Below are 25,540 nucleotides of genomic sequence, written 5' to 3' on the forward strand. Positions count from 1 at the left end.
AGGTGAGGACGGGTCATGAGCCCACCGCCACCAGGACGGCGAGCAGGACGGCTCCGGCCAGCAGCGCGCTCAGGTAGCCCTGGGCGTTGCCGGTCTGGGCGAAGCGGACGGCGCGGCCGAGCCAGCCGGGGGCGGCGCCCGCGCCGCGGACGTAGGTCTCCACCACGGCGCGGTCCAGGAACCGGACCAGCCGGGCGGCGGCCGCGGTGGGCCGGACGAACAGCGCGGTGTAGAGCCGGTCGACGCCGAAGCCGTGCTGGGCGGGCCCGTACAGCGGGCCGAGCAGCAGGCGGCCGGGGTCGGTGGCGGGCTGCCCGGCGGTGGCGGGCTGCCCGGCGGTGGCGGGCAGCCCGGCGGTGGCGCGGGCCGCGGCGGTGCGCCAGGCGGCGTACCCGGCCAGGACGCCGGCCAGGGCGGCGCCGGTGCCGAGCGCCATGGTGGTGACGGCGGGGCTCAGCGGTTCGCCGTCGAGCAGGGCGGGCAGCCAGTCGGTGCGCAGCCCGAGCAGGCCGAAGCCCAGCGCGGGCACGGCCAGCACCCACAGCGGCCAGCGCATCGCGGCGGGTTCGGCGTGCGCCGGGTCGGCCTCGTCGATCTCCGGGGAGTACGGGGCGTCGGCGGGGACGGCCACCGGTGCGGCTCCCGGGGCGGAGTGGAAGGCGACCAGCCAGAGCCGGGTGGCGTAGGCGGCGGTGAGCAGCGCGGTGAGCAGCCCGGCGACCAGGACGGTCCAGCCGGCCGCGGCGGGGACGGCGGAGGCCGGGCCGAGGGTGCCGGTGAGGGCCTCGCCGTGGGCGGCGTGCTCGGCGGCGGTGAGCACCGACTCCTTGGAGAAGAAGCCCGCGAACGGCGGCAGGCCGACCAGGGCGGCCAGGCCGATGCCCATCGTCCAGTAGGCGTCGGGGACGCGGCGGCGCAGGCCGTCGATCCGGGACATCGCGCCGATCGAGTTGGTGTGCGCGGCGTGGATGACCACGCCGGCGGTGAGGAACAGCAGGGCCTTGAAGGCACCGTGCGCGACCAGGTGGAACACGGCGGCCTGCCGGTCGCCGGAGGCCAGCGCGCCGGCCATGTAGCCGAGCTGGCCGACCGTCGAGTAGGCGAGGACCCGCTTCAGGTCGTCCTGGGCGAGCGCGCACAGCGCCGAGCCGACCATGGTGACGGCCGCCATCACGGCCAGCACCAGCAGGGCGGCCGAGGACTGCAGGAAGACCGGGAGCAGGCGGGCGACCAGGTAGATGCCGGCGGCGACCATGGTGGCGGCGTGGATCAGCGCGGAGACCGGCGTCGGGCCGGCCATCGCGTCGGGCAGCCAGGTGTGCAGCGGGAACTGGGCGCTCTTGCCGGCCACGCCCGCGAGCAGCAGCAGGGCGATCAGGGTGGGGTGCTGGAGGCCGCCGGCGGCGGCGGTGCGCAGCACCTCGGTGATCCGGAAGGTCCCGGCGTCCGCGCCGAGCAGGAACAGGCCGAACAGGAACGGCACGTCGCCGAGCTTGGTGACCAGGAACGCCTTCAGCGAGGCGCCGCGGGCGTCGGCGGTCTCCCAGTGGTGGCCGATCAGGAAGTACGAGCAGATGCCCATCACCTCCCAGCCGACCAGCAGCACGATCAGGTCGCCGGAGTAGACGACCAGGAACATCGCGGCGGTGAACAGCGAGACCAGGGCCGCGTACGAGGGGTAGCGCGGGTCGTCCTTCAGGTACGCGGTCGAGTAGACCTGCACGCAGGTGGCGACCAGGCCGACCAGCACCGAGATCAGCGAGGAGTAGCCGTCCAGGTGGAGGGCGAGCGAGATCTCGGGGCCGCCGGTGGGGGCGAGCCGGGTGGCGGCGTCCAGGGCGGTGCCGGTGCCGAGCTGGAGGGCGGTGACCAGGGCCAGCACGGCGGAGACCGCGACCGGGAGCACCGCGAGCGGGCGGGCCAGGCCGGGGTGGCGGCGGCCGGTGGCCAGGCCGGCGGCGGCACCGAGGGCGGGCAGCGCGGGGACGAGGATCGGCAGCGCGAGGTTCATCGGGCAACTTCCTCGGGGTTCGCCGCGGGGTCCACCGCGGGGTCCGCCTCGTGGCGGTCGCCGAGCGCGGTGACCTCGTCGACGGCGGCGGTGCCCCGGGTGCGGTACACCAGCAGCACGATCGCCAGGCCCAGGCCGATCTCGGCGGCGGCGATCGTGATGGTGAACAGGGTGAGCGCCTGGCCGGCGTGCAGGGTGTCGCGCAGCCAGACGTCGAAGGCGACCAGGTTGAGGTTGACGGCGTTGAGCATCAGCTCGACCGACATCAGCACCAGGACGACGTTGCGCCGGGCGAGCACGCCGTACACGCCGACGCTGAACAGCAGCGCGGCCAGGACGGCGGGGTAGGCGAGGTGCACGTCAGCGCTCCTTCGGCTTCGTCGCGGCGGTGCGCAGGCGGCCGGGCCGCGGCTTCGCCCGCCCGCCCGCGGTGCGGGACAGCACGATCGCGCCGACCAGGGCGGCGAGCAGCAGCACCGACAGCGCCTCGAACGGCAGCACCCAGTGCGAGAACAGGTACTCGCCGGTGAGGCGGGTGGTGCCGGCCGCGCCGTACAGGTCGATCCAGGAGGAGCGGAAGGCGTCGACGACCAGGGTGACCAGGGTCGCGGCGGAGGCCAGGCCGACGGCGAGCGCGGCCGGGCGGTTGCCGGAGTCGGCGTCCGGGGAGCGGCCGATCGGGGCGCGGGTCAGCATCAGGCCGAACAGCACCAGCACGACCACCGAGCCCAGGTACACCAGCACCTGCACCCAGGCCACGAACTCGGCCGTCAGCAGCAGGAACTCGACGGCCAGGCCGCCGAGCGCGACCACCAGCCAGAGCGCGGCGTGCACCAGCTGGCGGGTCGTCACCGAGACGACCGCCGCGCCGAGCACGAGGACGCCGACCAGCAGGAAGACGATCTCCTGCCCGGTGGGCGAGAGGTAGGAGCGCGCGGCGGGCTCCAGCGAGCCCGCCGCGGCCAGCAGGGTGCTCAACTCGGCTCCCCCTCCTGGGCTGCCGCGGCGGCGGCCAGCTTGTCGGCGGCCTTGCGGGCCATGGCGATCTCCTTGGGCTCCTCCGCCGCGGCGTCGAGCGCGGGCGGCGGCGGGACGGTCCACATCCACTCGCGCAGCCGCTCGCGCTCGTGGGTGAGCTCGCGGATGTCGGTCTCCGCGTACTCGAACTCCGGGGACCAGAACAGCGCGTCGAACGGGCAGACCTCGATGCAGATCCCGCAGTACATGCAGAGCGAGAAGTCGATCGCGAAGCGGTCCAGCACGTTGCGGGTCCGGGCGCGGGCGTTCGGGTCGGCGGCGGGCAGCGTCTCCTTGTGGGAGTCGATGTAGATGCACCAGTCCGGGCACTCGCGGGCGCACAGCATGCAGACCGTGCAGTTCTCCTCCAGCAGCGCGATCACGCCGCGCGAGCGCGGCGGCAGGTCGGGCTGGACGTCCGGGTACTGCGCGGTGACGGTCTTCCGCATCATCGTGCGCATGGTGACGGCCAGGCCCTTGGCCAGGCCGGAGCCGGGAACGCCCATCAGAGCAACACCACCTTGACGACACCGGTCAGGACGAGCTGGGCCAGGGCGAGCGGGATCAGCACCGTCCACGCGAAGCGCATCAGCTGGTCCTCGCGCAGCCGCGGGTAGGTGACCCGCAGCCAGATCACCACGAACGCCAGCGCGAAGGTCTTCAGCAGCGTCCAGAGCCAGCCCAGGCCGTCGGCGAACGGGCCGTGCCAGCCGCCCAGGAACAGCACCGAGGTGAGCGCGCAGAGCACCACGATGCCCGCGTACTCGGCCAGCAGGAACAGGGCGAAGCGCAGGCCGGTGTACTCGGTGTACGCGCCGAAGATGATCTCCGAGTCGGCCACCGGCATGTCGAACGGCGGGCGCTGCAGCTCGGCCAGGCCGGCCGTGAAGAACACGAACGCGCCGATCGCCTGCCACGGCACCCACCACCAGTGGAAGGCGTCCACGATCCCGGGCAGCGCCACCGTGCCCGCCGCCATCGCCACCGAGGCGGCGGCCAGCAGCATCGGCAGCTCGTACGACATCAGCTGGGCGGCCGTGCGCAGCGCGCCCAGCAGCGAGAACTTGTTGGCGGACGCCCAGCCGGCCATCAGCGAGCCGAGCACGCCGATGCCCATCACGGCCAGCACGAAGAAGATGCCCGCGTCGACCGCCTGCCCGACCAGCCCGTCCGGGCCGATCGGGATCACCAGCAGCACCACCAGGTACGGCAGCAGCGCGACCGCCGGGGCGAGCTGGAACACCTTCCGGTCGGCGTCCTTCGGGACGACGTTCTCCTTCTGGACGAACTTCACGCCGTCGGCGACCAGTTGCGCCCAGCCGTGGAAGCCGCCCGCGTACATCGGGCCGAGCCGGCCCTGCATGTGCGCCATCGCCTTGTGCTCGGTCTGGCCGACCACCAACGGCAGCACCAGGAACGCCACCAGCGTGCCGACGCAGCGCAGCAGCGTGTCGAGGAGGTTCACGCGCTGTCTCCGTCCTGCTGCTCGGGTTCGGCCCCGGGTCGTTGTCCGGGCTCGGGTCGTTGTCCGGGCTCGGGTCGTTGTCCGGGCTCGGGTCGTTGTTCGGGCTCGGGTCGTTCGGGGGCCGCCGCGGGCTTCCCGTCGTCGTGGGCCGGGACGGGCGCGTGCCACGGGGCGTCGGACGACTGGGTGCGGGCGGTGCGGCGCGGGGCCTCGGGGGCCGACGGGGCCTCGGCCGTCCCGGGGGCCGACGGGGCGTCGGGCGCCTGGCTGACCGAGCCCTCGCCGACGCTGCGGGTGCGGCGCGGGCGGTCGGCCCGGACCGGCGGGGCCTCCGGGGCGGTGTCGGCGGGCGGGGCCTCGGCGGCCTGGCCGACCGAGCCCTCCCCCACGCTGCGGGTGCGGCGCGGGCGGTCGACGCCGGCCCCGGCCCCGGCCCGGGCGGCGGCCGCGCCGCCGGCCCGCGCGGCGCGGGCGGGGCGTTCGGCGACCGGGGGCAGGGTGCCCTTGAGCGGGCCCCACTCGTTCGGGTCGGGGACACCGGCCGGCTGCATCTTGCGCCGGGCCGGGCCACCGTGGTCGGCGGCCTCGCCGGGCTCCTTGGCGCCGGGCCAGTCCTTGGCGACCCGGGCGGCCAGCACGAAGTCCTTGCGCAGCGGGTGGCCCTCGAAGCCGTCCGGGAGCAGCAGGGTGGCCGGGTACGGGTGGCCGGTGAACTCGATGCCGAACATCTCCAGGGTCTCCCGCTCGTGCCAGGAGGCTCCGGCGTAGACCCCGACGGCGGTCGGCAGCACGGCCCTGTCGCGCGGCACCCGGGTGCGCAGCAGCAGGCGGCGCACGGTGCCGGGCTCGCCGACGGCGGCCAGGTGGGCGCAGACGGCGAAGCCCTCGGCGAGGTCGTCGACGGCGCTCAGCCAGTCCAGGAAGGCGAGTCCGAGGGTGTCGCGGGCGGCGGTGAGCGCCTCGGTCCAGTGCTCGGCGGGGACGTCGACGGTGAGCAGGCCGTACGCCTCGGTGGCCTTCGCCCACGCCCCGATCGCGGCGGCGGTGCGCTCGGCGGGGGTCTGCTCGGCGGGGGTCTGCTCGACGGGGGCTGACGGCTCGTCGGCGGTCGGAGCGTCGGGGGTGTCCGGGGTGTCCGGGGTGTCGGTCACTTCTCGCCCCCCTCCGGCGCGGGCTGCAGGGGTCGGCGGAGCGCGGCGGGGGGCGCGGCGTAGCGCTGCGGCACGTCCTCGGCGGCGATCTTCTCCTGGAGCTTGAGGATGCCCTGGAGCAGCGCCTCGGGCCGGGGCGGGCAGCCGGGCACGTAGACGTCGACCGGGATGATCTGGTCGACGCCCTTGGTGACGGAGTAGGAGTCCCAGTACGGGCCGCCGGAGTTGGCGCAGGCGCCGAAGGAGATCACGTACTTGGGCTCGGGCATCTGCTCGTACAGGCGCTTGACGGCGGGGGCCATCTTGTCGGTGACGGTGCCCGAGACGATCATCAGGTCGGCCTGGCGGGGGCCGGGCGCGAACGGGATGACACCCATCCGGATGAAGTCGTGCTTGGCCATCGACGCGGCGATGAACTCGATCGCACAGCAGGCGAGGCCGAAGTTGAAGCACCAGAGGCTGTAGCGGCGGCCCCAGTTGAGCACCACCTTGACCGGGTCCGGGGCGAGCCGGGCGAGCGGGCCGAGGCGGCGCTGCTCGACGGCGGCGCCGGGGCGGGCCGGGTCGGGGATGCCGAGCGGGACGGGGCCGTCCCCGGGCGTCCCGTGCGCGTGCGTCACGTCCATTCCAGAACGCCCTTCTTCCAGGCGTAGAGCAGTCCGACCGCGAGGAAGCCGACGAAGACGAACATCTCCACCAGCGTGACCGCCCCGAAGCCGGCGGCGGCGAACACCGTGGCCCACGGGAACAGGTAGATCGCGTCGACCGCGAAGATCACGTACAGGAAGGCGTAGACGTAGTAGCGGATCTGGGTGTGCGCCCAGCCCTCGCCGACCGGGTCGACGCCGCACTCGTAGGCGAGCAGCTTCTCCGGGGTGTCGACCGAGGGTCGCAGCAGGCGGTTGGCGGTGAAGGACACCGCGACGAAGAGGACGCCGATGACCGCCAGCAGACCGACGGCCGCGTAGGCGTCGAAGTAGCCGCTGCCGGACGCGGGGTCGGCAGCGAGCGGCTGCCACTCCATGGGTTACGCCCTTCTTCTTTGCCCGTCCATAACCATCGCTATCGCGGGAGTCTATGTGCACCGCTCGTCTACTCCTCCACCTGCCCGCCCTGCAAGACGGTCGGTGGACATTCGCCGGAATTCCGCTCGACGGCCCTCCTGGTCCGGGCCTCCGGACCGGAGGTGGGGATAACCCCCGGGCGAAGACGGAGTTCAGCACCATGGCGCCGGGGGGCGGCGGACCGGGATGCTGATCATCGACAGATCAGGTGAACGGGCACGGCGAGCACGAGGAGAGGGCGCGAAGCATGGAGGACGAGGCGAAGCGCCCGTCGTTGTACGGGGCGCGGCTGTGGCGGCAGGTCCGGCACGAGTTGCTGAACTTCCCGATCGGGCTGGCCGGTTTCGTGGCCACGGTGGTGCTGGTGAGCGTCGGCCTGGGCCTGGCGGTGACGGTGCTCGGCCTGCCGCTGCTGGCGTTCGGGCTGTCCTCGGCGCGGCAGTTCGGCCGACTGGCCCGGGCCAGGGCCCGGGCGGACCTGGGCAGTTCGGTGGGCGAGCCGCCGCCGCTGGCACCGCGCCGGGCGGGGCTGACGGGCCGGGTGGTGGCCGCCCTGTCGGACGGGCTGAGCTGGCGGTCGGTGCTGTACTGCGTGGTGATGCTGCCCTGGGGGGTGGTCTCCTTCGCGCTGACGCTGGTGCTGCTGATCGTGGGCTGGCCGGCGCTGCCCTGGGCGATGCGGGCGCTGGCGATGGCGGACCGGCTGCTGGTCGAGGGCCTGGTCGGGCCCGGCGCGCTGGCCGAGCGGGTCCGCGAGCTGGAGGACGACCGGGGCGCGGTGGTCGACACCGCGGCGGCCGACCTGCGCCGGATCGAGCGCGACCTGCACGACGGCGCGCAGGCCCGGCTGGTGGCGCTGGCGATGGATCTCGGCCTGGCCAAGGAGAAGTTGACGGAGGACCCGGAGGCCGCCGCGCAGATGGTGGACGCCGCGCACGGCGAGGTGAAGCTCGCCCTGCAGGAGCTGCGGGACCTGGCCCGGGGCATCCACCCGGCGGTGCTGACGGACCGCGGGCTGGATGCCGCGCTCTCCTCGGTGGCGGCCCGCTGCACGCTGCCCGGCGGGGTCCGGGTCCGGGTCGAGCTGGGCGGCGAGCGGCCGGACTCCGCGGTCGAGGGCATCGCCTACTTCACCGTCAGCGAGCTGCTGACGAACGCCTCGAAGCACTCCGGCGCCCGCTCCGCCTCGGTGGACGTCTGGCGCCAGGACGACCGGCTGATGCTGGCGGTGGAGGACGACGGGCGCGGCGGGGCCGTGGTCCGGCCCGGCGGCGGGCTGGCCGGGCTGGCCGAGCGCGCCGAGTCGGTGGACGGCGTCTTCGTGGTCGACAGCCCGGCGGGTGGCCCGACCACGGTCGCGGTCGAGCTCCCGTGGCGGACGCGGGCGGGCCGCCAGGGCTGACCGCCGTCCGCCCCGCCCGCGCCCCGTCGGCCGGGCGGGTCCGGGCGTGGGCGGGCCCGGGGTGCCGTCTCCCTTGCGCGGTACGGCACTCCGGGCCCGGGTCCGGCGGGCGCTGCGGCTACAGCGTCCCGAGGGTGACCTGCGCGGTCTGGTCCTTGCCCTCGCGCTGGTAGCCGACGGTGGCCTTGTCGCCGGGGGCGAGCGAGGCCAGCGCGGTGGTCAGCGCGGAGGGGCTGGTGATCGCGGTGTCGTTGACCTTGGTGATGACGTCGCCCGCCTGGAGGCCGGCCGAGGCGGCGGGGCCGCCGGCCGTGACGGAGACGACGGCCGCCCCGGCGGGCTGGAAGTTCGCGTCGAAGTAGGGGCGCACGGTGACGCCGAGCGCGGCCCGGCCGGAGTTGCTGACCTTGCCGTCCTTGATCAGCTGGTTGGCGATGTTGGTCACGGTGACGGCGGGGATCGCGAAGCCGATGCCGGGCGCGGCCGAGCCGTTCAGCTCGGGGTCGACGGCGGTCAGGGTGTTGATCCCGATCACCTGGTTGGAGAGGTTGACCAGCGCGCCGCCGCTGTTGCCGGGGTTGATCGCGGCCGAGGTCTGCACCATGTTGCCGATGGTGGCGCCGGGCGAGTCCGCGGTCCGCGGCTCGCTGACGGTCCGTCCGACCGCCGAGACGATGCCCTGGGTGACGCTGCTGGACAGGCCGAGCGGGCTGCCCATGGCGAGGGTGATCTGGCCGACCGCCACCTTGGCGCTGTCCGCGAAGACGGCGGGCTTGAGGCCGCTCGGCGGGCTGCTCAGCCTGACCACGGCGAGGTCGGAGTCGGGGTAGCTGCCGACCAGGGTGGCGTCCAGCGGCTTGCTGCTGTTGGCCAGCGTCACGGTGAAGGTGGTGGCGCTGCCGACCACGTGCGCGTTGGTGACGATGTCGCCCTTGTCGTCGAAGACGATGCCGGAGCCGAGGCTGTTGCCCGCGGTGATCTGCACCACGGAGGGCAGCACCTGGGCGATCACGTGCTGGTAGTCCTGCTCCAGCTGGTTGCTGCTCGCGGGCGCCGGGGCCGAGGAGGACGCGCTGCCGCTGGCGGCCGCGGAGGAGCCGCCGCCCTTGCCGGAGCTGGAGCAACCCGCCACCAGCAGCGCGGCCGAGACCAGCACCGCGGCCGGTCCGAACCACAGCTTGGGCCCGGTGGGCCGGGGGCCGGCCGGGATCGGGCGGGTCGGTTCCTTCTTCGGGCGCACGGCGGCCACCTCAGGTCGCAGGACAGGGCTTTGTCAGCATTTCACCGGTATGTCCGTGTTTCCGCGCAGACACACCAGCGGACACCCCGGAAGGCGGCACGCCCCGCGCCGCCGCACGACCCGCCCGCCGCACGACCCGGCCCCGACCGGCCCGGCACTAGGATCGGAGTCATGACCTGGTTGATCACCGGCGGCGCCGGCTACATCGGCGGCCATGTCGTGCGGGAGCTGGTCGCGGCCGGCGAGTCCGTGGCCGTGCTGGACGACCTGAGCAGCGGCGCGGCCGCCCACCTGCCGCCCGGCGTGCCACTGGTGCCCGGCTCCACGCTGGACCGCCCGCTGCTGGACGCGGCGCTGGCCGAGCACGGCGTCACCGGCGTGCTGCACCTGGCCGCGAAGAAGCAGGTCGGCGAGTCGGTCGAGCGGCCGCTGCGGTACTACCACGAGAACGTCGAGGGCCTGCGGACGGTGCTGGCCGCCGCGGTGGACGCGGGGGTGCGCCGGGTGGTGCTGTCCTCCTCCGCGGCCGTCTACGGGATGCCGGACGTCGACCTGGTCGACGAGAAGACCCCGTGCGCGCCGATGAACCCGTACGGCGAGACCAAGCTGGCCGGCGAGTGGCTGCTGAACGCCTGCGCGGCGGCCCACGGCCTGTCCGCGGTGTCGCTGCGCTACTTCAACGTGGCGGGCGCCGCCTCCCCCGAGCTGTCCGACCCGGGCGCGGCCAACCTGGTGCCGCTGGCCTTCGGGCGGCTGACGGCCGGCCTGCCGCCGCTGATCTACGGCGACGACTACCCGACGCCGGACGGCACCTGCGTCCGCGACTACATCCACGTCTCGGACGTGGCCTCCGCGCACGTCGCCGCCGTCCGCCGGCTGGCCGCGGCCGGGCCGGGCGACCCGGTCCGGCTGACCCTCAACATCGGCACCGGGCACGGCGCCTCGGTGCGCGAGATGCTGGCCGAGATCGCCGAGGTGACCGGGATCGGGATCGCCCCCGAGGTGATCGCCCGCCGGGCCGGCGACCCGGCCCGGGTGGTGGCCGCCGCCGACCTGATCCGCCAGGAGCTCGGCTGGAGCGCCGAGCACGACCTGCGCTCGATGGTCGCCTCGGCCTGGGCGGGCTGGCAGCACCGCCACCCGTAGCCCGCCCCGCCCAGGCGCACCCCTCCCCACACCGAACAGCCCCCCAGGGCCCCGGACCGCCGCAGCGGTCCGGGGCCCTGTCGTCGCGGCGCGCCCGCACCGCCTCGACCCCCGCCGTGTCAACCCCCGTTGCGTCAAGCCCTTTCCGAAGATTCTCCTGTCACACCGTCAGACCAGCACAGATCCTCTGGTGGAACCGGAAAAACGATCTAGCTTTTCCGGTACGAACACACTACGGTCGTGCACATGCCGGGCTGTCAGCAGCCCGTCCGGGGTGGCGATTTCCGAGGTTCTACGGGGGAACTTCCATGGCGTCCGGCCGCATGACGGCTTATTTCGTGCTGCGCTCGATCGGTTGGTTGGTGGACAACCTGCTGGTCTTCGGCATCCCCCTGCTCTGCTACCGGGTGACCGGCGGGCTCGCCTGGTCGGGCCTGGCCGTGGTGCTGACCTGGACGCCCCGGCTGCTCTCGCTGGCCGGCGCGGGCTACCTGGTGGACCGGCTGTCGATCCGTCAGGTCTTCGCCGTCGCCGACGCGGGACGGCTCGTCCTGGCGGTCGTCTGCTGCCTGCTGATCCTGCTCCGGCCGGGCACCGCGGTGCCGGTGGTGCTGGTCTTCGGCATGCTGTCGGGCGCGTTCTTCGAGCAGACCTTCGTCGCGGGCGAGAAGGCCGGGCAGTTGCTCGTCCGGCCGGAGCGGACGGCCCGGACCCAGTCGGTGCTGACCGGGCTGGAGCAGTCCGCGATCATCGCCGGACCGGCCCTCGGCGGACTGCTGCTGCTGTTCCCGCCGGTGGTGTTCGTCGCCACCGCGGGCGCCGGCTACGCGGTCAGCCTGCTGCTGGTCCGCACGCTGCCCGCCGGGCGGGCCGACCCGGACGCGGCGCCGTCCCCGCTGGCCGGCCTGCGCCGGACCGTGCGGGACCCGGTGCTGCGCCGGGTGGTGCTGCTGACCATGGGACTGAACTACCTGCTCAGCCTGCTGATCGGCAGTGCCCCGGCGCTGGTCGCCACCCGGTACGGCGTCTCGGAGAGCACGCTCGGCTTCGTCTACTCCGCGGCCGGCGTCGCCTCGGTCGCGGTGGTCGGCTTCGCCCCCTGGCTGATCGGCCGGCTCGGGCTGTGGCGCTACGGCATCGGCCTGGCGCTGGCCTCCGCCCTGGTCTGCCTGGGGCTGTCGGCCGCGCCGGACCTGGCGCTGTTCGGCACCGCCCTCGGCGTGTTCCTGGCCCTGGACTCGCTGTTCAGCGTCTACCTGCGCACCACCCGGGCGGAGCGCGTGCCGACCGCCGAGTACGGCAGCGCGGTCGCCGCCTTCGGGCTGCTGCTGGTGGCGCCGATGCCGGTGGCCGGGGCGACCCTCGCGCTGGCCGGCTCCTCGGTCGACCCGGCGGTCCTGCTGCGGGTCGCCGCGCTCGGGGCGCTGGTGCTGACCCTGGCCCTGCTGCCCGGGCTGGCCCGGGCCGACCGCCCAGGTCGCTCCGACCGTCCTGACCGTCCTGACCGTCCTGACAACACACCCTCACTCCGCCACGCCGCCGCCCCGGTGGCCGCCGTGGCCCACGAACCGGAAGACACCGCACGATGACCAAGCATTCCGACCGCCGCATCCTCGTGATCGAAGCCCTCTCGGGGGGTGTGCTGCTGGTGGAGGCCGCCCTGGACCTGGGGATCGGCGTCGTGGTCGCCAGCGCCGACAGCGAGGACCGGGTGATGCCCGCGCACCTGCGCGACCGCATCGACGAACTGGTGACCGTCGAGACCAACGACCTGCCCGCGCTGCTCGCCGCGGTCCGCGAACTGCACGACCGGCTGCCGCTGTCCGCGGTCTTCCCGGGCTGTGACGTCTACGTCCCGAACGCCGCGCACCTGGCCGCCGAGCTCGGGCTGACCGGCCTGGACGTGCGGACCGTGGAGCAGGTCCGGGACAAGACCCGGATGCGCGAGGCGGTCGCGGCCGCCGGGCTGCGCGGCCCGCGCTTCACCGAGGTGGGCGCGGTCGAGGAGCTGCCGAAGGCCGCCGAGCACGCCGGGTTCCCGTGCGTGGTCAAGCCGGTGGACCAGTCCGGCAGCCTGCACGTGTCGGTGGTCCACGACCTGGAGCAGCTGACCGACGCGTACCGCCGGCTCAGCACCGACACCTTCGTCGACCTCGGCCGCCCGATGATCGCCCGGGCCCTGGTCGAGGAGTACCTGGACGGGCCGGAGTACAGCGTCGAGGGCTACGTCCTGGACGGGGCGGTCACCGTCGTCGCGGTGACCGAGAAGCTGCTCGCGCCGGAGCCGTACTTCGCCGAGGTCGGCCACCAGCTGCCGGCCGACCTGTCGGCCGGGGACGCGGCGGCGGTCGAGGAGTACGTCGGGGCGGTGGCCCGGGCGGTCGGCCTGACCGTCGGGCCGTTCCACTGCGAGCTGCGGCTGACCGGCCGGGGCCCGGTGCTGGTCGAGATCGGGGCCCGGATGGGCGGCGACCGGATCGCCGAGCTGGCGCTGCTCGCCACCGGCGTGAGCCTGCCCCGGGTCTGGCTGGCCGCGCTGCTCGGCCTCGACCCGCGGGAGGCGGGCGCCTTCGGCGAGCCGGTCGCGGCGGTGGCCGGCATCCACTTCTTCACCGCCCCGGGGCAGACCCGCTTCGAGCGGGCCACCGGCCTGGACGCGGCCGCCGCCCTGCCGGGCGTGCGCGAGGTCCGGCTCGACCTGGCCCCGGGCGACCCGATCCACCCGCACCTGGACGACTTCCGCTGCCGGCTCGGCCAGGCGGTCTTCACCGCCGCCTCGCCGGCCGCCGCGACCGCGCTGCGCGGCGCCGTGGACGCCGCCGTCCGGATCAACCCCGAGGCGGAGGAGGAACGGTGAGCGAGCTGCTCGACTACCTGGCGGTCGGCGCCGGCCCGGCCAACCTGAGCCTGGCCGCCCAGGCGGCGGCCCGCCCGGGCACCGCCGGGCTGCACCTGGACCGCCGGGAGCGGCCGGCCTGGCACCCGGGCCTGCTGCTGCCGGACGCCACGCTGCAGAACTCGCCGTTCAAGGACCTGGTGACCCCGGTCGACCCGACCAGCCGGTTCTCCTTCCTGTCCTTCCTCGCCGCGAAGGGCCGGTTCTACCAGTTCCTGACCGCCCGCTTCCCGGCGGTGCACCGCGCCGAGTTCAACCAGTACCTCGGCTGGGTGGCGGAGGAGCTGGGCGACGCCGTCCGCTACGACCACGACGTGACCCGGGTCCGGTTCCGCGGCGACCACTTCGAGACCGAGACGTCCCGGGGGGCCTTCCGGTCCCGGCACCTGGTCGTCGGCACCGGCCCGCAGCCGTACCTCCCGCCCGCGCTGGAGGGCGCGACCGGACCGGCGGTGTTCCACTCCGGCGAGTTCGTCCAGCACGCCGAGGCGCTGGCCGGCCGCCGGGTCGCGGTGGTCGGCGGCGGGCAGAGCGGCGCCGAGATCGTCCGCCACCTGCTGGTCGGCCGGGACCGGCCCGAGCAGGTCAGCTGGATCAGCCGGCGCCCCGGCTTCCTGCCGCTGGACGAGTCGGCGTTCACCAACGACCTGTACCTGCCGGAGGCCGCCCGGGAGTTCTTCGACCGGCCGAAGGAGCAGCGCGCCGCCCTGCTGGCCGAGCAGAAGTACGCCAGCGACGGCGTCAACGAGAGCCTGCTGGCCGAGCTGTACCGGATCGTCTACCTGACCAGCCACGTGGAGGGGCGGCCGGAGCTGGTCCGGCTGCTGCCGGGGCAGGAGGTCGCCGGGCTCGACGAGCGGGGCGACGGGCTGCGCCTGGTGCTCAAGTCCGCGACCGAGGAGACCGCGGTGGACTGCGACGCGGTGGTGCTGGCCACCGGCTACGTGCAGCGGCTGCCGCAGTGCGTCGGGGAGCTGGCCGGCCGGATGCGGCTGGAGGACGGCCTCCCGGTGGTCCGCCGGGACTACTCGGTGGACTGGGACGGGCCGGCCGGGAACCGGATCTACCTGCAGAACGGCGCCCGGCACGCGTTCGGCATCACCGACCCCAACCTGGGCCTGCTCGCCTGGCGCAGCCGGGTCATCCTCGACAGCATCCTGACCGACGGGGGCAACTGACGATGCATCAGCTTTCCGGGGCGGACCCGGCGACCGGCGACCGGTCCGTCGAGATCCGCTACCTCGCGCCCGACGTGGACGAGACCGGCACCTCCAGCCTGGAGGCCGACCTGGGCGCGGCCGAGGCCCTGGCGGCCGTCGGCCGGGTTCCCGTCAACCTGGCGCTGTTCACCGTGCCCCCGCACTCGGCCACCATGCCCGACTGCCACCGCTCGCAGGAGCTGTGGCTGGTGCAGCGCGGCCACGGGGTGATCACCTGCGGCGGCCGCGAGCACCCGGCCCGCCCGGGCGGCCTGTACGCGCTGCCCGGCGGCGAGGAGCACCGGCTGCACACCGGCGACGAGGAGATGACGGTGCTCTCGCTCTGGTGGCAGGAGTCCGGCGCGTGAGCGGGACGTACGACCTCGCGGTGGTCGGCACCGGCATCGTCGGCGCCACCGCCGTCGCGCTGGCGGCGCTGCGCCACCCCGGGGCCTCGGTGGTCGCGGTGTGCGCGGGCGCCGTCCACGACGGCTCGACCGTCCGCTCGCTCGCGGTGGACATCCCGGCGGGGCGGACCGAACGGCAGCGCGCGCTGGCCCGCCGCAGCCTCGACCTGCGGGCCGAACTGGCTGCGCTGGCACCGGCGTTGAACGCCGGGTCGCGGCCCTCGTACTGGGTGCTGCCGGACGGCGGCGCGGCGGCGGTCGACGGCCGGCTGGTCGGCGACGCGGTGCGGCCGTGCGACCCCGGACAGGGGGCGGCGCTGCGGGCGGTGTTCGGCGGGGCGGTCGGCGCGGCCGGCACCGGGCTGTGGCGCTCCGCCGCGGCGACGGTGTCCGAACCGGCCGCCGCCGTCGAGCAGTTGCTCGGCGTGCTGGGCGGCGGGGCCCCGGGCGGGCTGCTCGGCGCGGGCCCCGGCGCGCCGGACGGCGACGGCCCGCGGCGCGACCTGGTCGAGGGATTCGCGGTGCGCCGGATCGAGCCCTGCGCGGACGGCCACCGGCTGGTCGCCTCGGACGGCGCGGAGCTGACGGCCCGTCGGGTGCTGGCCGCGCCGGGCGCGGGCGCGCTGCACGGCCCGTTCGCCGCGACGGCGGAGCGGCTCGGCGCCCGGACCAAGAAGATCGTCGCCTACCGGCTGCGCGGCGGCGAGCCGGGCGGCGACCGCCCGCTGCTGGTGCTGGACGAGCCGGACGCCTTCCTGCTGCCGGTCGGGTCCGGGTCGGACTGGTGCTACAGCATCACCAGCGCCGACTGGGACTGCCCGTCCGAGCGCGGCCGGCTGGCCCCGGACCCGGCCGACCGGAAGCTGGCCGAGGCCGTCCTCGCCGAGCAACTGCCGGGATTCCGGACCGAGTTCACCGGCTGTCGGACTGGCACCGACCTCTACCTGCCGGACTTCGCCCCGCTGATCGCCCCGCTGGACGGCCTGGACGGCGCGGTCCTGGCGACCGGCGGCGCCGGCTCCGGCTTCCGCCTCGCCCCGGCCATGGCCGAGGGCGCCCTCGCCCTGCTGGGCCTGGCCTGACCTCCCGAACCGCCCCGAGGACCGTGATGCGAACCAACGCCTCCCCCCGCCACTACCTGCTCGTCCCCCCGGAGCCCACGCCCAACGGGCACCTGCACCTGGGCCACATCGCCGGCCCGTTCCTGCGGGTGGACGCGCTGGCCCGCTTCCTGCGGATGCGCGGCGACCACCCGGCGATCATGACCGGCACCGACGCGTACGAGCCCTGGGTCGCCATGAAGGCCCGGGTCGACGGCGTCGACCCGGGCGAGGTGGTCGCCCACTACCACCAGGTCATGCAGGACGACCTGGCCGCGCTGCGGATCGGGATGGACGCGTTCGTCAATCCCGCCGAGGAGCCCTGGCACGGCATGTTCCAGCGCGAGATCGACAGCTGCGTCGCCCGGCTGGACGCCCGCGGCGCGGTGCGCACGCTGGCCGAGAAGGTCCCGTACGAGCCGGTCGGCGACCGGTTCGTGGTGGGGCCGCTGCTGCTCGGCCGCTGCCCGGACTGCGGCACCGAGGTGGCGAGCTACTTCTGCGAGGGCTGCGGCGCGCACTTCCGCCCGGAGGAGGTGGTCGACCCGCGGCCGCGGCTGGCCGCGGACGCCGGCTGGCAGTGGCGGGAGATCGAGACCCGTTTCCTGCGCACCGCCGGACTGGCCGAGCTGGAGCCCGAGTTCGACCGGCTGGACCTCGCCGAGCGGTACCGCTCGACGGTCCGCGCGCTGCTCGGCCGGGGCGGCGCCACCATCCGGCTCGGGGTGCCCGAGACCTGGGGCATGGCGCTGCCGGGCGGTCGGGACGGCGTCCCGTCCAGCCTGTTCTCGTACACCGGCGGCTTCATGTTCGCCCGGCTGCTCGGCGAGATCCACCGGCAGCGGATCGGCGCGGCGGTGAACTCCTTCTCGCCGGAGTCGGACGTGGTGACGGTGACCAGCCTGGGCTGCGACAACGTGGTGTCCGCGCTGGTCTGCATCAACGCCGTCGCGCTGGTGCACGGCGACACCCGGCCCTACGACCGGGTGCTGATCAACGAGTTCTACCAGCTGGCCGGGGAGAAGTTCTCCACCAGCCGCCGGCACGCGATCACCGCCTCGGGCGTGGCCGCGGTGCACGGCCTGCGGCCGGACGCGGTCCGCTACCACCTGGCGCTGGTCAACCCGGAGGCCGGGCAGACCAGTTTCGAGCCGGCCGAGTTCCTGGACAGCGCCAACCGGCGGCTGGCGGGCGTCCTGGAGGACCGGGTCGCCGCGGCCTGGGAGCGGCTGCCCGCCGCCCCGGCCGCGCTCGACGGGCCGGTGCTGGCGGAGCTGGACGCGCACCTGGACCGGCTGGAGCGGGCACTGGACGGCCCGACCGTGCGGATGGCCGAGGCCGGCGCGGTGCTGGACTCCTGGATCGACGCCTTCCCGGGCGCCGACTGCCCGCCCGACCTCGGCTACTGGTGGCTCAAGGGCCTGGCCCTGCTGGGCTTCCCGGTCATGCCGGACTTCGGCGCCGAGCTGTGGCGGCGGCTCGGGGGGACCGGCGACCCGAACTTCGCCGCCTTCCCGGAGCGCCCGGCCCCGGCGGCGGCCGCGCACCGGCGCTGGTTCACCCCGGTCGCCGGGGCGGACTTCGCCCGCTGCCTGCCGGACACCCTGAACTGACCGCCACCGCACCCCTCCGGAGCCCCCGCGTGCCCGCACACCCGCACTACCTGGTCCTCAACCGGTACGACGACGAGGACGCCGAGTACCACCGGTACTGCGCCGACCTGCCCTGCGACCTCTCGGTCGTCAGCACGCCCGACGGCGTGCCCGCGCTCGGCCCGGTCCCGGCCGGCCGGGTGGCCGCCGTGCCCGACCTGGAGTTCGGCACCGTCCTGGCGGCCGCGCTGGAGCTGCGGGAGCGGCACGGCGCCTTCGACGGCGTGGTCGGCCTGTCCGAGTACGACGTGCTGACCGCCGCCCGGGTCCGCGAGGCGCTGGGCGTGCCCGGCCCGTCGGCGGACCTGGTCCGGGCCTTCAAGGACAAGGTGGTGATGAAGGAGCGGGTGGCCGCGGCCGGGCTGGCGGTGCCGCGGTTCGCCGCGCTGGCGGGCGGCGCGTCGGCGGCGGAGCTGGAGCGCGCGGTCGGCTTCCCGATGGTCCTCAAGCCGCGGGCCCGGGCCGGCTCGTCCGGCGTCCGGATCGTCCACGACTCCGCCGCCCTGGTGGCGGCGCTCGCGGAGACCGACGCCGAGGAGTACGAGTGCGAGGAGTACGTCTCCTCGGAGATCTACCACGTCGACGGGGTGCTCGCGGACGGCCGGGCGCACTTCGTCAGCGTCTCCGGCTACGTCAACACCCCGCTGGAGTTCACCGAGGGCCGCCCGCTGGGTTCGGTGTTCCTGGACCCGGGCGCGCTGCGCGAGGAGCTGGCGGCCTTCGCGCTGGCCTGCGTCCGGGCGCTGGGCCTGGAGACCGGCTGCTTCCACCTGGAGGTGATCCGCCGGCCGGGCGGCGAGCCGGTCTTCCTGGAGGTCGGCATGCGCCCGGGCGGCGCCGAGGTGCCGTTCGTCCACCGGGAGGTGCACGGCATCGACCTGATGGCGGAGACCTTCCGCACGGTGCTCGGCCTCCCGCTGCAGTCGGCCGGCCGGACCTTCGGGCACGCGAGCGCGGGCTGGGTCGTGGTGCCCGAGCCCGCCCCGCGGCCCGCCCGGGTGGTCGGCCGGACCCCGATGACGGGCGTGGTGCCGCAGGTGTACGCCGAGGTGCTCCCCGAGCCCGGCACGGTGTACGACGGCACCGGCGGCTACTTCCACGTGCCGGGCCGCTTCCGGCTGTCCGGGCCGGACGAGCGCGGCGTGCGGGCCGCGGCCCGCCGGGTGATGGCCGAGTACCGGCTCGACGTGGAACCGGTCCGGCCCTGACCCCCGCCCCTCCCCCCCCCCCCGTACGTGAGGAACGAGCACGACGATGACCCAGCAGCAGCGGCACGACCCCGCCTTCCGCGCCTTCGCCAGCGACAACTACGCGGGCGTGCACCCCGAGGTGCTGGCGGCGATCGCGGTCGCCAACGGCGGCCACCAGGTCAGCTACGGCGAGGATGCCTACACCGAGCACCTCCAGGAGGTGTTCCGCGGCCACTTCGGCCCGACCGCCGAGGCGTTCCCGGTGTTCAACGGCACCGGCGCGAACGTGGTCGCGCTGCAGGCCATGGCGGACCGCCGGGACGCGGTGGTCTGCGCCCGGACCGCGCACGTCAACGTGGACGAGGGCGGCGCGCCGGAGGTGATGGCGGGCCTCAAGCTGCACACCGTCGACGCCCCGGACGGCAAGCTCACCCCGGAGCTGATCGACCGTCAGGCGTACGGCTTCGACGACGAGCACCGGGCCCGGCCCGCGGTGGTCGCGATCGCCCAGTCCACCGAGGTCGGGACCTGCTACACGCCCGAGGAGGTCCGGGCGGTCTGCGAGCACGCGCACGGCCTGGGCATGAAGGTCTACCTGGACGGCGCCCGGCTGGCCAACGCGGCGGCCTCGCTGGGCGTCCCGATGCGGGCCTTCACCACCGACGCCGGGGTGGACGCGTTCTCGCTCGGCGGCACCAAGAACGGCCTGCTGCTGGGCGAGGCGGTCGTGGTGCTGAACCCGGACGCCGTCCGGGGCGTGCGCTTCCTGCGCAAGACCTCGATGCAGCTGGCTTCGAAGATGCGCTTCGTCTCGGTGCAGTTCGAGGCCCTGCTCGGCACCGACCTGTGGCTGCGCAACGCGACGCACTCGAACGCGATGACCCGGCGCCTGTTCGCCGCCGTCCGGGACCTGCCCGGCGTCCGGATCGACCGCCCGGTGCAGGCCAACCAGATCTTCGCGGTGCTGCCGCCGGCCGTCACCGCGGCCCTGCAGAAGCGCTTCCGCTTCTACACCTGGGACGTGCTGACCGGCGAGGTCCGCTGGATGACCTCCTTCGACACCACCGAGGCGGACGTGGACGCGTTCGCCGCCGCGATCGCCGAGGAGCTGGCCGCGGCCGCCTGACCGCCCGGCCCGCGCGGACGGCCCCGCCCCCCGACCGGGGGCGGGGCCGTACCGTTTCCGCTTACTGCTGCGGGACGGCGGTGCCGTAGAAGGAGTCGAGCGCGTACACGCAGCGGTCCTTGGAGCCGACGAACACCCGGCCGCCGGCCGCCACCGGGGAGCCGGTCAGCTCGCCCTTGGTGCCGAGCTCCCAGCGCAGCCGGCCGGTGGCCAGCTCCAGGGTGTGCAGCGAGTGGTCCCGGCTGCCGAGGTGCACCAGGCCGTCGGCGACGGCCGGGGAGCCGACCAGCTCGGCCCGGGCCGCGTACCGCCAGCGCTCCCGGCCGGTGGCCGCGTCGAACGCGAACAGCGTCTCGCCGGAGCCGAGCAGCACGGTGCCGTCGGCGACCACGGCCGGTTCGGCGCCCTGCCGGGCCGTGGTGGCGGCCCGCCACAGGCCGCGGCCGGTGACGGCGTCCAGCGCGTACAGGGTGCCGAGGTAGTCGGCGACGTACACCGCCCGGCCGTCCACCGCGGGCGGGGTGAACAGCACCACGGGGGCGTCGAAGCGCCAGCGCTCGGCGCCGGTGGCGGCGTCCAGCGCGTGCACCCGCTGACCGGAGGTCAGGTACAGGGTGCCGCCGAGGCCGACCGGGCGGGACGGCACCTCGCCGGTCAGCGGGTGCGACCAGCGCACCCCGCCGCCGCGCGGGTCGACGCAGTGCAGCCGGCCGCCGCCCTGGTAGTAGGCGGCGCCGCCGATCAGGGCCGGGCCGGCCTGCGGGTTCTCGTACTCCTGCTGGGCGTCGTCGGCCCGCCACAGCTCGGCGCCGCTGGCGGCCGAGCGCAGCTGCACCCCGCCGCCGCGGATGCCGCAGCAGAGCACGCCGTCGGCGGCGTCCAGCGAGTAGACCCAGCCGTCCAGCGAGCTGCGCCAGCGCTCGGTGCCGTCGGCGGAGTCCACGGTGTAGAGGTGCGGGCCGTCGGCGGCGTGCACCCGGCCGGAGTCGACGGCCAGCGCCCAGGCGACGTCCCGGGTCTTCCAGCGGCGCTCGCCGGAGCGGATGTCGAGGGCGTGCACCTCGAAGCTGGAGACGAACAGGGTGCCGTCGGCGACCACGGGGGTGCCCCAGACGTCGTTGGACATCCGGAACCGCCAGGGCCGCCAGCGGGCGGCGGGCTGCGGCGGGGCCGCGGACGGGCCCGAGGTGCGGCGCACCCAGTCGGTGCTGGGCGGGGAGGCGGGCGGCGCCGCGGGTTCGGCCCGCGGCCCGGGCCCTATCGGCACGTGCGCACCGGGCAGCCGGACCTCGCCGCCGCCGTCGGGCTGCGGGCGCCGGTGCGGCCTGATCCGCTCGGTGGCGGAGCCCAGCTCGGCGGAGGCCCCGACCTGCGCGGGCGGCGCGGCGGGCGGCTGCGGCGGCACCGCGGGCGGCTGCGGGCTGACGGGGCGTCGGCTGCTGCGCTTGGCCTCGATCAGGTCGAGGGCGCTGGTGGGCAGCCAGTCCCCGGCCTCGCCGGAGGCGTCGGCGCGGGAGAACAGGTGCGGGGCCAGCTCGGCCTGGATCTGGGCGGGCGTGGGCCGGTGCTCGGGCGAGGGCCGCATGCAGGCCCGGACCAGGTCGGCGAGTTCGGCGGGCAGGCCGGACAGGTCGGGCTGGTCGCGCAGCAGCTGGAACACCGTCTCGACCGGGTTGGCGCCGCGGTAGGGCGGGTGGCCGGTGGCGCAGAACACCACCAGCGAGCCGAGCGAGAAGACGTCGCTGGCGCCGGTGACGCTGCGGCTGTCCCGGGCCTGCTCGGGCGACATGTAGGCGGGCGTGCCGACCGCGACGTTGGTCATGGTGAGGCGGGTGCTGGAGACGCCGGCCGCGATGCCGAAGTCGATCACCCGGGGCCCGTCCTCGACCACCAGCACGTTGGACGGCTTGAGGTCGCGGTGCACCAGGCCGGCCGCGTGGATGGACTGCAGCGCCTCGGCGATGCCGGCGGTCAGCCAGCGCACCGCGTCGGGCGGCAGCGGCCCGCACTCGGTGACCAGGTCCTCCAGCGAGGGCGCGGGCACGTAGGCGGTGGCCAGCCACGGGACGGCGGCGTCGGCGTCCGCGTCCACCACGGCCGCGGTGTAGAAGCCGCCGACCGTCTTGGCCGCCTCGATCTCGCGGGCGAAGCGGACCCGGAACAGGTTGTCCTCGGCCAGTTCGCTGCGGACGGTCTTGATGGCCACCCGGCGCCCGGACGCGGAACGGGCCAGGTACACCAGACCCATGCCCCCCGCGCCGAGCCGGGCCAGCACTTCGAAGGGCCCGATCCGCCTCGGATCGTGCGCCGTCAGCTGGTCCACTCCGCAGCCACCTCCCCTTCGCCAACGCCCCCCGGCGGTGGCGCGTCCCCGATTCTCCAATGCCCGCCGCCCGGGAGCCAATCTCCCCCGCCCGTGACACGCCCCCGGGTACCGGAGCTTCCCCCTCCGGCTCGGCCGGATCGGCCCGCCGGGGGCACCGGAGCTGACTTGTCGTCACGCTGTGGGGTCATCAGCACACGGGGGGGCAACAACGCGCACGGAAATGGAGCGGTTTCTCCCCTCGGCCGGACTAATAGTCGCACTACCGATTAGCGCCAAGATCTTGCCGCTGTAAGCTGACGGCATGACAGGACAAGTTCGCACCGTCGACGGTCGCGTCGCCGGGCGGCGCGGACAGGAGACGCGGCAGAAGCTGCTCGACTGCCTCCGCGAGATGCTCAGCACGTCGCCCTACCGGGACGTCAAGGTCATCGACGTCGCCCGTATGGCGGGAACCTCCCCCGCGACCTTCTACCAGTACTTCCCGGATGTCGAGGGCGCCGTCCTCGAGATCGCCGAGGAAATGGCCGAGGACAGCGGCGGGCTCAAAGAGCTCGTCGATGGAAAGTCCTGGGCGGGAAAGACCGGCTTCACCACTTCCGAAGAACTGGTGGACGGATTCCTCGCCTTCTGGCGCAAGAATGACGCCATTCTCCGAGTGGTCACGCTCGGCGCCGCGGAAGGGGACAAGCGGTTCTTCAAGATCCGCATGAAGGTCCTCAACTCGGTGGCCGCCCCGCTCGCCGAAGCGGTGCGCAACAACCAGGGGAAGACCGACAAGACGGTCGACCCGTCGGCGATCGCCGGCTCCCTGGTGTCGTTGCTGGCCGCGGCGGCCGAGCACGGCAAGGCGTTCACCTCGTGGGGCGTGAAGGTCAAGGACCTCAAGCCCAACCTGGCGCTCCAGGTGTACCTGGGAGTCACCGGAAAGAAGCCGCCGAAGTAGGAACCCGTTCCCTGTGGCGCTCGGCCCCGGTTCCTGTCCGGGTGTCGGATGCGGCCGTGCCTCGGGGGAGGTTCGCCGACGTACCGCGGAGCGCCATCCACCTACGGACGGAGGGGCGGCCGGGAGAAGTCCTCCCGGCCGCCCCTCCGCTTTTCCGCGCCCGTCCGGGGCGGACCGTTCGGGGGCGCCCGTTCAGGGGCAGCGCACGACCTGCCCGGCGTAGGCCAGGCCGCCGCCGAAGCCGAACAGCAGCACCGGGTCGCCGCTGTGCAGTTCGCCGCGCTCGACCAGCTTGGACAGCGCCAGCGGGATCGAGGCGGCCGAGGTGTTGCCGGAGTCGACCACGTCCCGGGCGACCACCGCGTCCTCGGCGAGGCCGAGCTTGCCCGCGATGGCGTCGATGATCCGCAGGTTGGCCTGGTGGGCGACGAAGCCGCGCAGCTCGGACGGGTCGATGCCGGCCTTCTCGCACGCCTTGCGGGCGAGCGGGGCGACCTGGGTGGTGGCCCAGCGGAAGACGGTCTGGCCCTGCTGGCTGATGACCGGCTTCCAGTCGCCGCCGATCACCACCGCCTCGCCCTTCTCCGGCTCGGAGCCCCAGACCACCGGGCCGACGCCGGCCCGCTCGTCCGGCACCGCCTCCAGCACGGCCGCCCCGGCCCCGTCGCCGAAGATCACGCAGGTGGTGCGGTCGGTCCAGTCCAGGATGTCGGACATCCGCTCCACGCCGATCACCAGCGCCCGGGTGGCGGCGCCGGCCCGGATCGCGTGGTCGGCGGTGGCCAGCGCGTAGGAGAAGCCGGAGCAGGCGGTGTTCAGCTCGTACGCGGCGGGGGCCGGGATGCCGAGCCGGGCGGCGACCGCGGCGGCGGTGCTGGGGCTGCGCTCGACGGCGGTGCAGGTGGCGACGGCGACCAGGTCGATCTGGTCCGGCGTCGTCCCCGCGTGCGCGAGGGCCTTCTGGGCGGCGCCGACCGCGAGGTCGATCAGGGTCTCGTCCTCCGCGATGTGCCGGGTGCGGATGCCGACCCTGGTCCGAATCCACTCGTCGTCGGTGTCGACCAGCGCCGAGAGATCGTCGTTGGTGAGGATCTTCGGCGGCTGGTGGTGGCCCAGCGCCACGATGCGGGAGGCGGTCATACTGCCACTCAACCGGGTTACCGGTGAGTCGGGCGGTGACACTCCGGTACAGGATCGGGTGCCGGATGCTGTAGGTCCCTCACAACGACCCGCTGCTCAGGCGGCCAGCGAGGCGGCGTCGCCCATCACGATCATCGGGTGCAGGGCCGGGTCGAGGGTCTTCAGCAGCTCGACCATCCGGTCCTCGGGCAGCGAGACGCAGCCGTGGGTGGGGCCGCCGTGGTCGACGTGCAGCCAGATGCCGCCGCCCTTGGCCGCGCCCTGCGGGTAGGTGGTGTCGAGCGGCGAGCGGCCGGGCACCCGGTTGTAGTCGATGGCGACCACGTAGTCGAAGGAACCGGCCAGCTGCTCGCCGTTGAAGCCCTGGCCGGAGACCACGAAGTTCCGGTCCTGGTCGTACGGGAGCCGGGCGCCCGGGTCGGCCTTGCGGCCGCCGGCGTCGGTGAGCGAGAACAGGCCGATCGGGCTGCGCAGGTCGTCGAGCCGGTGGTCGGTGGTCCAGCCCTTGTAGGCGTTGTGGGCGGGCCAGGCCTGGCCGGCCTGCCAGCTGCCGTCCTCGGCGCGGGTCCAGAGCGTGACGGTGGTGTCCGAGGCGTTCTTGTCCTTGCCGGTGGCGACCACCAGTTGGCGGGTCTGCGCGGGGATCTTCGCCGTCCAGTCGGCGCCGAGGCCGGGGATCGCGGTGAGCCGGTCGCGGGCGGAGCGGTCGGCGGCGGGGGCCTCGGTGCGGGCCTCGGCGGCCTGCATCGGGACGACCTCGGGCTCCCGGTCCGGGGCGGCGCTGGCGGTGCTCGGCGCGAAGGTCCGGCCGGGGCCGAGGGTGAACCAGCCGGCCGCCAGCGCGAGCAGGGTCGCGGTGCCGACGGTGAACCTGCGGGTGCGGCGCTGCTTCGCCTTGCGGCGGCGGCCCGCGGCCCGCGCGGCGGCTCGGCCCTGGGGCTGCTGCTCGGCACTGCTCCGGGGGCCCTTGGCGGGGGCCGACCGGCGGTGCGAGGCGGCGCGGTGGGAACCGGACATGCGGACGATCCTCCCAGACCTCGGGGACGCGACGGAACCCGGGCCGTG

Annotated in this window: 23 protein-coding genes; 11 read left to right on the forward strand and 12 right to left on the reverse strand. The window is 74.8% G+C overall.

Going from position 1 to position 25,540, the window contains the following annotated elements; genetic code table 11:
* Positions 1 to 13: 13 nt before the first annotated feature.
* Genes ACIQBJ_RS24645 through ACIQBJ_RS24680 form a run of 8 tightly spaced genes read right to left on the reverse strand, consistent with a single transcriptional unit; the run spans position 14 to position 6,668 of the window.
* A complete protein-coding gene (locus ACIQBJ_RS24645) occupies positions 14 to 2,011 on the reverse strand; it encodes an NADH-quinone oxidoreductase subunit L (RefSeq protein ID WP_400714442.1) in 1,998 nt (665 codons plus the stop codon).
* Positions 2,008 to 2,370, reverse strand: coding sequence for an NADH-quinone oxidoreductase subunit NuoK (gene nuoK / locus ACIQBJ_RS24650; protein WP_400714445.1), 363 nt, complete (start codon positions 2,368 to 2,370; stop codon positions 2,008 to 2,010). The genes ACIQBJ_RS24645 and nuoK overlap by 4 nt, the downstream gene beginning before the upstream one ends.
* Position 2,371: 1 nt before the next feature.
* Complete coding sequence (locus tag ACIQBJ_RS24655; RefSeq protein WP_400714448.1) at positions 2,372 to 2,989, reverse strand: NADH-quinone oxidoreductase subunit J; 618 nt, start codon at positions 2,987 to 2,989, stop codon at positions 2,372 to 2,374.
* Positions 2,986 to 3,537, reverse strand: a complete 552-nt coding sequence (locus tag ACIQBJ_RS24660) for a NuoI/complex I 23 kDa subunit family protein (protein WP_400714599.1) — start codon at positions 3,535 to 3,537, stop codon at positions 2,986 to 2,988. The genes ACIQBJ_RS24655 and ACIQBJ_RS24660 overlap by 4 nt, the downstream gene beginning before the upstream one ends.
* Complete coding sequence (gene nuoH / locus ACIQBJ_RS24665) at positions 3,534 to 4,493, reverse strand: NADH-quinone oxidoreductase subunit NuoH (RefSeq protein WP_400714451.1); 960 nt, start codon at positions 4,491 to 4,493, stop codon at positions 3,534 to 3,536. The genes ACIQBJ_RS24660 and nuoH overlap by 4 nt, the downstream gene beginning before the upstream one ends.
* Positions 4,490 to 5,644 (reverse strand): NADH-quinone oxidoreductase subunit C, encoded by a 1,155-nt coding sequence (locus tag ACIQBJ_RS24670; RefSeq protein WP_400714454.1) that lies wholly within the window; start codon positions 5,642 to 5,644, stop codon positions 4,490 to 4,492. The genes nuoH and ACIQBJ_RS24670 overlap by 4 nt, the downstream gene beginning before the upstream one ends.
* Positions 5,641 to 6,270 (reverse strand): NADH-quinone oxidoreductase subunit B, encoded by a 630-nt coding sequence (locus ACIQBJ_RS24675; RefSeq protein WP_400714457.1) that lies wholly within the window; start codon positions 6,268 to 6,270, stop codon positions 5,641 to 5,643. Before ACIQBJ_RS24675 ends, ACIQBJ_RS24670 begins: the two co-directional genes overlap by 4 nt.
* Positions 6,261 to 6,668, reverse strand: a complete 408-nt coding sequence (locus ACIQBJ_RS24680) for an NADH-quinone oxidoreductase subunit A (RefSeq protein ID WP_400714460.1) — start codon at positions 6,666 to 6,668, stop codon at positions 6,261 to 6,263. The genes ACIQBJ_RS24675 and ACIQBJ_RS24680 overlap by 10 nt, the downstream gene beginning before the upstream one ends.
* 287 nt (positions 6,669 to 6,955) lie before the next feature.
* Here ACIQBJ_RS24680 and ACIQBJ_RS24685 point away from each other — a divergent pair, with 287 nt between their 5' ends.
* Complete coding sequence (locus tag ACIQBJ_RS24685) at positions 6,956 to 8,110, forward strand: sensor domain-containing protein (protein WP_400714463.1); 1,155 nt, start codon at positions 6,956 to 6,958, stop codon at positions 8,108 to 8,110.
* Positions 8,111 to 8,228: 118 nt separating this feature from the next.
* Here ACIQBJ_RS24685 and ACIQBJ_RS24690 read toward each other — a convergent pair whose 3' ends face one another.
* The gene (locus tag ACIQBJ_RS24690; RefSeq protein ID WP_400714602.1) at positions 8,229 to 9,320 is read right to left on the reverse strand and encodes a S1C family serine protease; all 1,092 of its coding nucleotides are present in this window, start codon (positions 9,318 to 9,320) and stop codon (positions 8,229 to 8,231) included.
* Positions 9,321 to 9,521: 201 nt separating this feature from the next.
* Between ACIQBJ_RS24690 and galE the strand changes: the two genes are divergently transcribed.
* From galE to ACIQBJ_RS24735, 9 genes are all read left to right on the forward strand, one after another.
* Positions 9,522 to 10,496 carry a UDP-glucose 4-epimerase GalE gene (gene galE / locus ACIQBJ_RS24695; protein ID WP_400714466.1) on the forward strand — a complete coding sequence of 325 codons (975 nt, stop codon included), beginning with the start codon at positions 9,522 to 9,524 and terminating at the stop codon, positions 10,494 to 10,496.
* A 308-nt stretch (positions 10,497 to 10,804) separates the two neighbouring features.
* Positions 10,805 to 12,085 carry an MFS transporter gene (locus tag ACIQBJ_RS24700; protein ID WP_400714469.1) on the forward strand — a complete coding sequence of 427 codons (1,281 nt, stop codon included), beginning with the start codon at positions 10,805 to 10,807 and terminating at the stop codon, positions 12,083 to 12,085.
* A complete protein-coding gene (locus ACIQBJ_RS24705; protein ID WP_400714472.1) occupies positions 12,082 to 13,353 on the forward strand; it encodes an ATP-grasp domain-containing protein in 1,272 nt (423 codons plus the stop codon). The genes ACIQBJ_RS24700 and ACIQBJ_RS24705 overlap by 4 nt, the downstream gene beginning before the upstream one ends.
* Positions 13,350 to 14,570 (forward strand): lysine N(6)-hydroxylase/L-ornithine N(5)-oxygenase family protein, encoded by a 1,221-nt coding sequence (locus ACIQBJ_RS24710; RefSeq protein WP_400714475.1) that lies wholly within the window; start codon positions 13,350 to 13,352, stop codon positions 14,568 to 14,570. The genes ACIQBJ_RS24705 and ACIQBJ_RS24710 overlap by 4 nt, the downstream gene beginning before the upstream one ends.
* Positions 14,571 to 14,572: 2 nt before the next feature.
* Positions 14,573 to 14,959 carry a cupin domain-containing protein gene (locus tag ACIQBJ_RS24715; RefSeq protein ID WP_400714478.1) on the forward strand — a complete coding sequence of 129 codons (387 nt, stop codon included), beginning with the start codon at positions 14,573 to 14,575 and terminating at the stop codon, positions 14,957 to 14,959.
* Entirely contained in the window at positions 14,956 to 16,080 is a 1,125-nt protein-coding gene (locus tag ACIQBJ_RS24720) for an FAD-dependent oxidoreductase (protein ID WP_400714481.1), read from the forward strand. Before ACIQBJ_RS24715 ends, ACIQBJ_RS24720 begins: the two co-directional genes overlap by 4 nt.
* 26 nt (positions 16,081 to 16,106) lie before the next feature.
* The gene (locus tag ACIQBJ_RS24725; RefSeq protein WP_400714484.1) at positions 16,107 to 17,711 is read left to right on the forward strand and encodes a class I tRNA ligase family protein; all 1,605 of its coding nucleotides are present in this window, start codon (positions 16,107 to 16,109) and stop codon (positions 17,709 to 17,711) included.
* A gap of 29 nt (positions 17,712 to 17,740) precedes the next feature.
* Positions 17,741 to 18,958 (forward strand): acetyl-CoA carboxylase biotin carboxylase subunit family protein, encoded by a 1,218-nt coding sequence (locus ACIQBJ_RS24730; protein ID WP_400714487.1) that lies wholly within the window; start codon positions 17,741 to 17,743, stop codon positions 18,956 to 18,958.
* Between the two features lie 46 nt (positions 18,959 to 19,004).
* Positions 19,005 to 20,066 carry a threonine aldolase family protein gene (locus tag ACIQBJ_RS24735; RefSeq protein ID WP_400714490.1) on the forward strand — a complete coding sequence of 354 codons (1,062 nt, stop codon included), beginning with the start codon at positions 19,005 to 19,007 and terminating at the stop codon, positions 20,064 to 20,066.
* A 61-nt stretch (positions 20,067 to 20,127) separates the two neighbouring features.
* Here ACIQBJ_RS24735 and ACIQBJ_RS24740 read toward each other — a convergent pair whose 3' ends face one another.
* Positions 20,128 to 22,389 (reverse strand): serine/threonine-protein kinase, encoded by a 2,262-nt coding sequence (locus ACIQBJ_RS24740; protein WP_400714493.1) that lies wholly within the window; start codon positions 22,387 to 22,389, stop codon positions 20,128 to 20,130.
* Positions 22,390 to 22,693: 304 nt separating this feature from the next.
* Between ACIQBJ_RS24740 and ACIQBJ_RS24745 the strand changes: the two genes are divergently transcribed.
* Positions 22,694 to 23,335: a TetR family transcriptional regulator gene (locus ACIQBJ_RS24745; protein WP_400714496.1), complete on the forward strand. Its 642-nt coding sequence runs from the start codon at positions 22,694 to 22,696 to the stop codon at positions 23,333 to 23,335.
* 192 nt (positions 23,336 to 23,527) lie between these two features.
* Here the strand turns inward: ACIQBJ_RS24745 and ACIQBJ_RS24750 are convergent, their stop codons facing one another.
* Together ACIQBJ_RS24750 and ACIQBJ_RS24755 are read right to left on the reverse strand one after the other, a co-directional pair.
* Positions 23,528 to 24,475 carry a beta-ketoacyl-ACP synthase III gene (locus ACIQBJ_RS24750; RefSeq protein WP_400714499.1) on the reverse strand — a complete coding sequence of 316 codons (948 nt, stop codon included), beginning with the start codon at positions 24,473 to 24,475 and terminating at the stop codon, positions 23,528 to 23,530.
* Between the two features lie 96 nt (positions 24,476 to 24,571).
* On the reverse strand, positions 24,572 to 25,492 hold the full coding sequence (locus ACIQBJ_RS24755; RefSeq protein ID WP_400714502.1) for a L,D-transpeptidase family protein: 921 nt from the start codon (positions 25,490 to 25,492) through the stop codon (positions 24,572 to 24,574).
* Between the last annotated feature and the right edge of the window lie 48 nt (positions 25,493 to 25,540).

Source organism: Kitasatospora sp. NPDC088391 (genome assembly GCF_044753345.1).
In the GTDB taxonomy this organism is placed as follows: domain Bacteria; phylum Actinomycetota; class Actinomycetes; order Streptomycetales; family Streptomycetaceae; genus Kitasatospora.

What these genes read in the sequence shown, in the direction of transcription:
- ACIQBJ_RS24755 (WP_400714502.1), bottom strand. Translation starts at nt 25,492, where the DNA reads ATGTCCGGTTCCCACCGCGCCGCCTCGCACCGCCGGTCGGCCCCCGCC.
- ACIQBJ_RS24715 (WP_400714478.1), top strand. Translation starts at nt 14,573, where the DNA reads ATGCATCAGCTTTCCGGGGCGGACCCGGCGACCGGCGACCGGTCCGTC.
- ACIQBJ_RS24705 (WP_400714472.1), top strand. Translation starts at nt 12,082, where the DNA reads ATGACCAAGCATTCCGACCGCCGCATCCTCGTGATCGAAGCCCTCTCG.
- ACIQBJ_RS24680 (WP_400714460.1), bottom strand. Translation starts at nt 6,668, where the DNA reads ATGGAGTGGCAGCCGCTCGCTGCCGACCCCGCGTCCGGCAGCGGCTAC.
- ACIQBJ_RS24745 (WP_400714496.1), top strand. Translation starts at nt 22,694, where the DNA reads ATGACAGGACAAGTTCGCACCGTCGACGGTCGCGTCGCCGGGCGGCGC.
- ACIQBJ_RS24725 (WP_400714484.1), top strand. Translation starts at nt 16,107, where the DNA reads ATGCGAACCAACGCCTCCCCCCGCCACTACCTGCTCGTCCCCCCGGAG.
- ACIQBJ_RS24685 (WP_400714463.1), top strand. Translation starts at nt 6,956, where the DNA reads ATGGAGGACGAGGCGAAGCGCCCGTCGTTGTACGGGGCGCGGCTGTGG.
- ACIQBJ_RS24645 (WP_400714442.1), bottom strand. Translation starts at nt 2,011, where the DNA reads ATGAACCTCGCGCTGCCGATCCTCGTCCCCGCGCTGCCCGCCCTCGGT.
- ACIQBJ_RS24700 (WP_400714469.1), top strand. Translation starts at nt 10,805, where the DNA reads ATGGCGTCCGGCCGCATGACGGCTTATTTCGTGCTGCGCTCGATCGGT.
- ACIQBJ_RS24675 (WP_400714457.1), bottom strand. Translation starts at nt 6,270, where the DNA reads ATGGACGTGACGCACGCGCACGGGACGCCCGGGGACGGCCCCGTCCCG.
- ACIQBJ_RS24735 (WP_400714490.1), top strand. Translation starts at nt 19,005, where the DNA reads ATGACCCAGCAGCAGCGGCACGACCCCGCCTTCCGCGCCTTCGCCAGC.
- galE (WP_400714466.1), top strand. Translation starts at nt 9,522, where the DNA reads ATGACCTGGTTGATCACCGGCGGCGCCGGCTACATCGGCGGCCATGTC.
- ACIQBJ_RS24750 (WP_400714499.1), bottom strand. Translation starts at nt 24,475, where the DNA reads ATGACCGCCTCCCGCATCGTGGCGCTGGGCCACCACCAGCCGCCGAAG.